This window comes from Streptomyces sp. NPDC101160 (assembly GCF_044768205.1).
Taxonomy (GTDB): Bacteria; Actinomycetota; Actinomycetes; order Streptomycetales; family Streptomycetaceae; genus Streptomyces.
In genome coordinates this window covers 448,162-457,565 of sequence record NZ_JBIWPJ010000009.1, presented here as the reverse complement: position 1 = coordinate 457,565, position 9,404 = coordinate 448,162, and the positions used below count along the sequence as shown (strand labels likewise).

Below are 9,404 nucleotides of genomic sequence, written 5' to 3'. Positions count from 1 at the left end.
CCCGCACCACGACCGCGTCGCCGTCGTTGCGGGCGTCAACGCGCGAGGAGCCTAGGCCCGGCAAGGGGCGTCGTCCCGTTGTGCCCACCCGTCCCTCCCCCTAGGGCTTCGCCCTGGGGGGCCCCCAGCGGGACGATTGCCCACAACGGGTGGACGAAGCGTCCGTTGTGCCCGCCCGTTCCGCCTGGGGGTCCCCCGGACGGAGTCTGGGGGAGGAACGCATGCCCACAACGGGGGGCGACGGGGCGCCGCTTCAGCGGGCGCAGCCCACCATCCGGGCGCCCCTGCCGGGCGCAGCCCGTGCCCGGGCCGCGTTCCTACGCCGCCGCCTCCACCCCCCGTGCCATGCCTCCCGCCCGTACGCCCAGGTCCGCCAGGAGTACCGCCGCCGTGCGTCGCGCCGACGCGAGCGCGCCCAGGGGTGTGCCCGTCGCGCGGTGGTCGCCGCAGACGTAGAGGCCGGAGAGGAGGCGGACGGGGCGTTCGGGGTCGAAGGGCGGGCGCATCGCCGGGAAGGCGTGCGGGGTGTGGTGGAGGGCGAGCAGCTCCCAGTCGTCCGTCGAGACGCCGTACAGGGTCGCCAGGTGCTTGCGGACGCGGCGCTCGGTGTCGTCGTCGGCGGGCGGACTGCCGAGCACCGTCGTGGTGACCAGGACGCGGCCGGCGGGCGCGCGCCCCGGGTCGACGGCGCTCATCACGGCCGTGTGGGCGACGGGCCCGGCCGGGTCGCACTCCACGAGCAGCACGGGGTCGGCGGTCGGCGCGAGCGGCGCGGTGTGGTGCAGGACGGTCGCCGCGTGGTAGTCGGGCACGCGCAGGCCCGGCAGCAGTTCCGCCGCCGTACGGCCACCCGTCGCCACGACGACCGAGCGACACCGGAACACCCCGTGCTCCGCCGTCGTCACCCGCGAGATCGACGCCTCCGTGACCCGTACGCCGGTACGCACCGAGCCGGCCGGCAGTGCCGCCGCGAGCCGCTCCGTCAGCGCGCCCGAACCGCCCTCGGGCACGCCGAGCCGCCCCCGCGCGAAGGAGCGCAGCGCGAGGTCCGCGCGACGGCTGGAGGTGGCCAGGTCGGGGTCGCCGAGCAGCGCGGCGAGGAGCGGGCGCAGCACGCCCTGGACGGTGCGGGCGGGCAGCCGGGCGGTGAGGGCCTCGCGGGCGGTCCGCTCGGTACGGGTGAGCAGCCGCTGGGCGGGGGTCGTGGCGAGCCGCACCAGGGACGCGCCGAGCCGCGCCTGGTCGAGCGAGGCGGCCGGGTTGCGCGGCGCCCCGGCCAGCGCGCGGGCGACCCCCCGCGCGCCCCCGACGCTCCGTGGACTCCAGGGCGCGTGCGGCGCCCCCCACCTCCCGTACCGCCCGTCACTGTGCACGAGCACCCCCGGTGCGAACGGGCGCAGCGGCACGCCCGCCACCTCCGGCGCGGTGAACAGCGGCCCGACCCGGTCGAGCCGGAAGCCGTCCACGGTGTCGGTCGCCATCCGGCCGCCGATCCGCGGCGCGGCCTCCAGAACGGTGACCGAGAGACCGGCCTCGGTCAGCTGATGAGCCGTCGCGAGACCCGCGATCCCGGCTCCCACGACGACGACGTCCGCGTTGTCGAGCACGTGCCCCTCCCCAGGTCGGTCGCTTCGTGTGGGGGCCTATGCCCCCAACACGGCCCCGGAATGCCAGAGTTCGCAAGAGACTAGGCAGCGCTCCCACGCGGCGAAGCCGCGCGTGCCCGGCGTGCGCGCAGCACGGGGGGAGCGCACGGCCGGAACCCGCCGTCAGCGGCCGACTGGCCCCTGGCCGTGAACCGGCCGCCCCGCCCCCGGCCGTGGACCGGCCATCGGTGGCCGACTGCCCCCGCACCCTGAACCTGCTGTCAGCGGAACCACCGTGCCCTGAAGCGGCTCGGCGGCCGCCTGCCCCCGGCCCTGGACCGCCCGTCGGCGGCCGACTGCCCCTGAACCGGCCGACCGCCCCCGGCCGTGAACCGGCCGTCAGTGGGCCGCCCGTACAACCCGGGACCAGCTGCCCACCCGGGACCAGCCGCCCACCCGGGACCAGCCGCCGGCGTGCGCCCCCCGTCCGCGCGTCCCGGACCCCGTGTCAGCGCGCCGCCGCCCGTACCGCCTCGTCGATCGTCGGGAACGCGAAGTCGAAGCCGGACTCCAGCAGCCGCCCCGGCAGCACCCGTTGGCTGCCGAGCACGTCCTGCGCGAACTCCCCGAGCACCAACCGCAGCGCCGTCGCCGGCACGTGGCAGACCGTCGGGCGCCGCAGTACCCGGCCCATCGCCGCCGTGACCTCCCGGTTGGTGACCGGCTCGGGCGCGGTCAGGTTCACCGGGCCCGCGAGCGACGGGGTGTCGACGATGTGCCGCAGCGCGGCGACCTCGTCGTGCAGCGCGATGAAGCTCCAGTACTGGCGCCCGTCGCCCATCCGCCCGCCGATCCCGGCCCGGAAGACCGGGAAGAGCCGCCCCCAGGCCCCGCCCTCGTGCGCCACGACCAGGCCGGTACGGGCGTACGCCACGCGGATCCCGGCCGCCTCGGCGGGCGCCGCCGCGGCCTCCCACTCCACGCACACCGACGGCAGGAAGCCCTCGCCCGCCGGCGCGCTCTCGTCCACGGCCCGGTCGCCGGTGTCGCCGTAGTAGCCGAGGGCCGTGCCGCAGACCAGCACCTCGGGCGGCTCGGCGAGCGAGGCGAGCGCCTCCGCGACCGCCCGCGTGCCGAGCACCCGACTGTCCCGGATCTCCTTCTTGTATGCCTCGCTCCAGCGCCGCTCGCCGACGCCCGCGCCCGCCAGATGGACCACCGCGTCGACGCCGACCAGACCGGCCGCGTCCACGTACAGGCGGGCCGGATCCCACTCCACCTCGTCGGCCCGGGCGGCCGGGCGGCGCACCAGGCGCAGGACGTCGTGGCCGTCGGCGCGCAGGGAACGCACGAGGGCAGAGCCGATGAGTCCGGACGCGCCGGTGACGGCGATGCGCTGACGAGGCTGTCGCTTCATGCGGCCATCCTGCCCCTCCCGGCTCCCGCCGTGGCACAGTGGCCCGCATGATCGTGCCGGAGACACCGCAGCACCCGGACATACTCATCCGCGCCGCCGTGGCCGCCGACGAGCCCGCCCTCGCCGCCCTCGACCGCGCCACCTGGTCCCCGCTCCACGCCGTCCTGCCCGCCCCGGAACCCGGGCAGCCCTTCTTCGGCGAAGGGCACCCGCCCGAGCACTACCAGGTCGCGGAGATCGGCGGAGCGGTGGCCGGCTACGTCCGGACCGTGCCGCCCACCCCGCTGCCCTGCAACGCCCACGTCCGCCAGATCCAGGGCCTCGCCGTCGCCACCGCCGCCCGCGGCCGGGGCGTGGCCCGCGCCCTGGTGCGCGCCGCGATGGAGCGGGCCCGCGCCGAGGGCGCCACCCGCATCACGCTGCGGGTACTCGGCCACAACGCCCCGGCCCGCGCGCTCTACGCCGCCGAGGGCTTCGCGGTCGAGGGCGTGCTGCGCGGCGAGTTCTTCCTGGACGGCGGGTACGTGGACGACGTCCTGATGGGACGCTCACTCCTCCACTGAGCGGGGGCGTGGGGGAGTCGTGCCCCGCGCCGCTCGCTCCTCACTGAGCACGCGGGGGCGTGAGGAGTCGCCTCTCGCGCCTCCAGGGCGCGAGCAGCCGCGCATCCCGCCTGCCGGTCACTCCTCCCCTGACCGCCCCCCGGGCGCCAGCAGCCGCATCCCGCCCATCAGTTCGCGCAGGCACCGCACCGCGAGCTCCGCGGGCGCGCCCTCGCCTCCCCGTACCGGCGCGTCCGTCTCGGCCCAGGTCTCCAGGGCGAGCCGGATCGCGTCGGTGGCCGCGGCGGCGGCGAGTCGCAGTTCGAGCGGGTCGGCGCCGGGGCCGGCGAGCTCGGCGAGGACTCCGCGCAGCCGGTCCTCGGACTCCTGGTTGACCCGGTACCAGACGGCCCGCAGCGCCGGGTCGTGGTCGGCCGCGCGTAGCAGCCCGCGGGTCCAGCGCAGCCCTTCCTCGGCCTCCGCGCCCTCGGCGGCGAGCGACTCGGCGATGGACCGCTCCAGGGCGGTGGGCAGCGTGGTGCCCGGCGCGGTCGCGGCGAGCGCGGCCCGCCAGCGGTCGGCGCCGCCCGCGAGGAGCGGGGCGACGGCGTCTTGCTTGGAGCGGAAGTAGCGGTAGAAGGTGCGCAGCGCGACCCCGGCCCGCAGCGCGATGTCCTCGGCGGTGGTGTCGTCGGGCCCGCGCTCGGTGAACAGCTCGGCCGCCGCGCGGGCGATGTCGAGCTGGGTGGCGGCCTTGCGGCGCTCGGTCAGCGTCGCGGGCCGGGGCGGGCGGGGGGATCGGGGCTTCGGGTCCACCGGACCAGAGTACGCCCGCGCCTGCCAGGCGTGCATTTCGTGCAGCTATGGCAAAACGTGCCACTTGGGCGTACGGTGGCAGTACCCCCGGAAGCTCGACATCGAGAGGTTCTCGTCATGAACCAGCTGACCCGTTACGAAGGACGCCGCGCACTCGTCACCGGAGGCGGCTCCGGCATCGGCCAGGCCACCGTCCTGCGCATGCTCGCGGAGGGCGGCCGGGTCGTCGCCGCCGACATCAGCGAGGACGGCCTCAAGGACACCGTCGCCAAGGCCGGCGCCGCCGCCGACCGCCTCACCACCCTGGTGGTGAACATCGCCGACGAGACCTCCGTGCGCGAGGGCGTCGCCGCCGCCGTCGAGGTCCTCGGCGGCCTGGACGTGCTGGTCAACGCGGCCGGCATCCTGCGCTCCTCGCACACCCACGAGACCAGCCTCGACGCGTTCGAGCAGGTCGTCCGGATCAACCTCACCGGCACCTTCCTGATGATCCGCGAGGCCATACCGGCGCTCCTGGAGGGCAACGGCTCCGCCGTCGTCAACTTCTCCTCCACCTCGGCGATGTTCGCCCACCCGTACATGGCGGCCTACGCGGCCAGCAAGGGCGGCATCCAGTCCATGACCCACGCGCTCGCCGCCGAGTACGCCAAGCAGGGCATCCGCTTCACCGCCGTGCAGCCCGGCTCCATCTCCTCCGGCATGACCGACGGCTCCGGCGCCTCCAAGCAGTCCGAGGGCCCCGGCCTGCCCGAGGACACCGACTGGTCCCTCTTCGCCAAGCTCGCCCCCGCCCTCGGCCAGGGCTTCGCCGGCCCCGAGACCGTCGCCGGTGTCGTCGCGATGCTCGCGAGCGAGGACGGCAAGTTCATCACCGGCACCGAGATCCGCATCGACGGCGGGACCCACTTCTGATGTCCACCCCGGCGGACACCCCGGTCACGGACCCGTCCACGGCCGTCGGTCCGGCCACGGGCCCGTCCACGGCCGGCCGTCCGGCCGCGGGTGCGGCCGCGAGTTCCGGCGCGGCCATAGGCCCGACCACGGGCCCGTGCCCGGCCGCGGGCCCGGCCCCGGCCACCGGCTCCGCCCCGGCCACCGGCGCCGCCCCGGCCACCGGCCCCGCCCCGGCCGCCGGCGCCGCCCCGGCCACCGGCACGGCCCCGGCCACCGGCTCCGCCCCGGCCGCCGGCCCCGTCTCGGCCGCCGGCGTGTTCGGTGGCCGGGTGGCCGTCATCACCGGTGCCTCCTCCGGCATCGGTGCCGGGCTCGCCCGGCATGCCGCCGCGCTCGGCATGAAGCTGGTCCTCGCCGACATCGCCGCCGAGCGGCTCGCCGAGTTCGCGGGCGAGCTGTCCGCCACCGGCGCGGAGGTCATGGCCGTCGTCACCGACGTCGCCGACCCCGCTTCCGTCACGGCGCTCGCGGACACCGCGTACACCCGGTTCGGCACTGTCGACCTGCTGGTCAACAACGCCGGGATCATGGCCATGGGCTACTCCTGGGAGATCCCCGCCGAGCGCTGGGACGCCATGCTCCGGGTCAACATCGGCGGATACGTCAACGGCATCCGGGCCTTCGTCCCGCGCATGCTGGAGCGGGGCGAGCGCGGCGAGAAGTCGTGGGTCGTCAACGTGTCGTCGATCGGCGGCCTGCTGCCGAGCCCGCTCATGGCCCCGTACAGCGTCACCAAGTTCGGCGTGCTCGCCCTCACCGAGTCGCTGCACTACGAGATGCGGATGAAGGGCGCACCGGTCCAGGTGTCCGTCGTGACCCCCGGCTCGGTCAAGAGCGAGATCTTCAGGGCCGCCCGCCCCGGCGAGACCGCGCCCCCGGAGATCGCCGCGTTCAACGCGCAGCTGCAGCAGCTCGCCGACGAGCACGGGCTCACGCCCGAGGAGCACGCCGAGAGGGTCTTCGACATGGTCGCCGAGGGGAAGTACTGGGCGATACCCCAGCCCGAGCAGCTCTTCCCCGCCCTCCAGCCGCGCACCGACATGATCCTCGGCCAGGTGAACCCCGAGCTCCGGCTCGGCGGCTGAGCCGGAAGGACGCCCCTCAGGGCGCCCGAACCGGGCCGGGCCGGAGCCGAATCGGTCCGGACCGGCCCGGTTCGGCTCCGGCCCCCTCCGTCATGCGGGGCCGAACCGGGCCCACAGCCGCGGGAAGCGGGCCGCGAGCACCCCGTCGTCGTCCAGGTCGAACGGGGTGCCTGCCGGCTCCGCGGGCTGCGGCGGAATGCCCAGGTCCGGTGCCTCCGTGCCGGTCAGCCGCTCGTACGCCTCGTCCGCCGCGTAGCCGAGCTCCTCGCCGTCCCCGTCTATCTCCTCGTCGAAGTCCACGAGCAGCTCCGCCAGCGCGTCCGGCTCGTGCACCGCCCCCTCGAAGACCTCCCGGCCCTGGCCGATCAGCCAGCAGCGGAAGTAGTCGAAGGCGTCGTCACTCGCCCCTTCGAGCAGGACGGCCGCCGCACCCCACAGCTCCCAGGTGTAGGCCCGGTTGTAGCGGGCCTCGAAATGGCGGGCGAAGTCGAGGACGGAGTCCGGGTCGAGCTCCGTCAGCCGCTCGACGAGCAGGTCGGCGTGCTCCTCCGGATCGCCCTCCGCGCGCTCCCGCGTGGAGTCGATGATCTCCCAGAACTTCGTCTCGTCCATCACGGGACAAGCATCGTGGCTCACGCCGGGCGACGCACCCGGAAACGGCTGAAATCAATCCGGACAGAAGGTGTCGTCTTTCCCTGTCACGCTGGCCGCATGATCAACGAGACCCAGGAACAGCTGCCCCTCGCCGGACGTGTCGCCCTCGTCGCCGGCGCCACCCGGGGCGCCGGGCGCGCCATCGCCGTCCAGCTCGGCACCGCCGGAGCCACGGTCTACGTCACCGGCCGCACCACCCGCGTCAAGGTCAGCGAGGTCGGCCGCAGCACCGAGACCATCGAGGAGACCGCCGAACTCGTGACGGCCGCGGGCGGCACGGGCATCGCCGTCCCCACCGACCACCTGGAACCCGACCAGGTCCGCGCCCTCGTCGACCGGATCGACCGCGAGCAGGACGGCCGGCTCGACGTCCTCGTCAACGACGTGTGGGGCGGCGAACATCTCATCGGCGGCTCGTTCGGCAAGAAGACCTGGGACATCGCCCTCGCCGACGGCCTGAGGATGCTCGAACTCGGCGTGAAGACCCATCTGATCACCTCCCACGCCGCCCTGCCGCTGCTCACCCGCCGGCCCGGCGGACTCGTCGTCGAGGTCACCGACGGCACCACCGCCTACAACGGCACCCACTACCGCGAGAACCTCTTCTACGACCTCGCCAAGAACGCCCCCATCCGGATGGCCTTCGGCCTGGCGAAGGAGCTGGCCGACACCGGCGGCACCGCCGTCTCCGTCAGCCCCGGCTGGCTGCGCTCCGAGCAGATGCTCGCCCACTTCGGCGTCACCGAGGACAACTGGCGCGACGCGACCAAGAAGCTGCCGGACTTCGGCATCTCCGAGTCGCCGGTGTACGTGGGCCGGGCGGTCGCCGCGCTCGCCGCCGACCCGGAGCGGGCCCGCTGGAACGGGCAGTCGCTCGACAGCGGACAGCTCGCCCGGGCGTACGGCTTCACGGACGCGGACGGCTCGCGGCCGGACTCGTGGGGCTTCATGCTCGCGAAGGAGGCCGACCCGGACGTACGGGTCGAGGACTACCGGTAGCGGTCGGCCACCGGTAGCCCTCCGCCGCGGCCTGCTGCCCGAAGATCTCTCGGTCATGGCCCGCGCGGTGCCCGTCGGCTACCCGTAGTCCTGCGCCACGGCCCGCTACCGGTGGACCTCCGTCACGGGGCCGCGCGGCAGCGGTCGGCTACCCGTAGTCCTGCGCCACGGCCCGCTACCGGTGGACCTCCGTCACGGGCTCGCGCGGTAGCGGCTCGCTACCGGTGGACCTCCGTCACGGGGCCGCGCGGCAGCGGTCGGCCACCCGTAGTCCTGCGCCACGGCCCGCTACCGGTAGACCTCCGTCACGGGCTCGCGCGGTAGCGGTCGGCTACCGGTAGACCTCCGTCGTGGCGCGCGGAAATGGCCCCGCTACCCGTAGACCTCCGCCATGGCCCGCGCGGCCTCCGCGAACCGCTCGCGGAGCGTCGCCGGGGCCAGCACCTCCACCTCCGGCCCGAGCCCGAGCAGCTGCGAGAAGGCGACCTCCTCGCTCTCCACGGCCAGCACCACCCGCCGCCGGCCGTCCTCGTCGGCCCCGGCCGCCAGCGCCGCCTCCGCGGCCGCCCGGTCCGTCACGTACGGCAGCCGCCGCGCCCCCGCCGCCGTGAGCCGCAGCTCCACCTCGGCCCGCAGCAGCGAGCGCGCGAACTCGGCCGCGCGCTCCGTCCAGAACGCCGCCAGATCGAAGTCCGGGTCACGCTCGAACCGCTCCTCGCCGGGCACGACACGCGTGAACCGGTCCACCCGGTACGTGCGGTAGGCGGTGCCCGCGCGGGCGCACACGTACCAGACCCCGGCCTTCAGGACGAGTCCGTACGGCTGGAGCTCGCGCTCCACCTCGCGGTCGCCGCGCCGGTAGCCGGCCCGCACCGGGCGGTCGTCCCACACCGCCTCCGCGAGCGGCGCGAGCAGCTCCGGGGTCTCCGGCTCCTGGTACCAGGCCGGGGCGTCCAGGTGGAACCGCCGCCCCGCCGCCTCCGGCGCGTCCCGCAACGACGGCAGCAGCGCCGCCGACACCTTCAGCCGCGCCGCCGAGGCCGCGTCCGCGAGCCCCATGTCGCGCAGCGCCTGCGGCAGCCCGGACAGGAACAGCGCCTCCGCCTCCCCGCGCGCCAGCCCGGTCAGCCGCGTCCGGTACCCGCCGACCAGCCGGTATCCCCCGGCCCGCCCCCGGTCCGCGTACACCGGCACCCCCGCCTCCGACAGCGCCAGCGCGTCCCGCGTGATGGTCCGCTCCGACACCTCCAGCTCTGCGGCGAGTTCGGCGGCGGTCATGGACGGACGGGACTGGAGAAGAAGCACCAATTTGATGAGGCGGGCGGCACGCATGGGCCCAGCCTGCCATCCA

General features: G+C 75.4%; 9 protein-coding genes. 4 read left to right on the top strand and 5 right to left on the bottom strand.

The genetic code is table 11. The annotated features are described in order from the left end of the window. Nucleotides 1-317: 317 nt before the first annotated feature. Nucleotides 318-1,607: an NAD(P)/FAD-dependent oxidoreductase gene (locus tag ACIRSU_RS29920; protein WP_403798565.1), complete on the bottom strand. Its 1,290-nt coding sequence runs from the start codon at nucleotides 1,605-1,607 to the stop codon at nucleotides 318-320. 487 nt (nucleotides 1,608-2,094) lie between these two features. Then, complete coding sequence (locus ACIRSU_RS29915) at nucleotides 2,095-3,003, bottom strand: TIGR01777 family oxidoreductase (RefSeq protein WP_403798562.1); 909 nt, start codon at nucleotides 3,001-3,003, stop codon at nucleotides 2,095-2,097. Nucleotides 3,004-3,050: 47 nt separating this feature from the next. Between ACIRSU_RS29915 and ACIRSU_RS29910 the strand changes: the two genes are divergently transcribed. Further along, nucleotides 3,051-3,566: a GNAT family N-acetyltransferase gene (locus ACIRSU_RS29910; protein ID WP_403798559.1), complete on the top strand. Its 516-nt coding sequence runs from the start codon at nucleotides 3,051-3,053 to the stop codon at nucleotides 3,564-3,566. Between the two features lie 117 nt (nucleotides 3,567-3,683). On the opposite strand, the gene ACIRSU_RS29905 is transcribed toward ACIRSU_RS29910, so the two are convergent. Then, entirely contained in the window at nucleotides 3,684-4,361 is a 678-nt protein-coding gene (locus ACIRSU_RS29905; protein ID WP_403798557.1) for a TetR family transcriptional regulator, read from the bottom strand. A gap of 117 nt (nucleotides 4,362-4,478) precedes the next feature. Here ACIRSU_RS29905 and ACIRSU_RS29900 point away from each other — a divergent pair, with 117 nt between their 5' ends. Both ACIRSU_RS29900 and ACIRSU_RS29895 read left to right on the top strand, forming a co-directional pair. Beyond that, nucleotides 4,479-5,273 (top strand): SDR family NAD(P)-dependent oxidoreductase, encoded by a 795-nt coding sequence (locus tag ACIRSU_RS29900; protein ID WP_403798555.1) that lies wholly within the window; start codon nucleotides 4,479-4,481, stop codon nucleotides 5,271-5,273. Then, nucleotides 5,273-6,400 carry an SDR family NAD(P)-dependent oxidoreductase gene (locus ACIRSU_RS29895; protein WP_403798552.1) on the top strand — a complete coding sequence of 376 codons (1,128 nt, stop codon included), beginning with the start codon at nucleotides 5,273-5,275 and terminating at the stop codon, nucleotides 6,398-6,400. The genes ACIRSU_RS29900 and ACIRSU_RS29895 overlap by 1 nt, the downstream gene beginning before the upstream one ends. A 90-nt stretch (nucleotides 6,401-6,490) precedes the next feature. On the opposite strand, the gene ACIRSU_RS29890 is transcribed toward ACIRSU_RS29895, so the two are convergent. Further along, the gene (locus ACIRSU_RS29890; protein WP_403798621.1) at nucleotides 6,491-7,012 is read right to left on the bottom strand and encodes a DUF4240 domain-containing protein; all 522 of its coding nucleotides are present in this window, start codon (nucleotides 7,010-7,012) and stop codon (nucleotides 6,491-6,493) included. 99 nt (nucleotides 7,013-7,111) lie between these two features. Between ACIRSU_RS29890 and ACIRSU_RS29885 the strand changes: the two genes are divergently transcribed. After that, entirely contained in the window at nucleotides 7,112-8,053 is a 942-nt protein-coding gene (locus ACIRSU_RS29885) for an SDR family oxidoreductase (RefSeq protein ID WP_403798549.1), read from the top strand. Nucleotides 8,054-8,425: 372 nt separating this feature from the next. Here ACIRSU_RS29885 and ACIRSU_RS29880 read toward each other — a convergent pair whose 3' ends face one another. Then, nucleotides 8,426-9,385, bottom strand: a complete 960-nt coding sequence (locus ACIRSU_RS29880) for a helix-turn-helix transcriptional regulator (protein WP_403798547.1) — start codon at nucleotides 9,383-9,385, stop codon at nucleotides 8,426-8,428. Nucleotides 9,386-9,404: the final 19 nt, after the last annotated feature.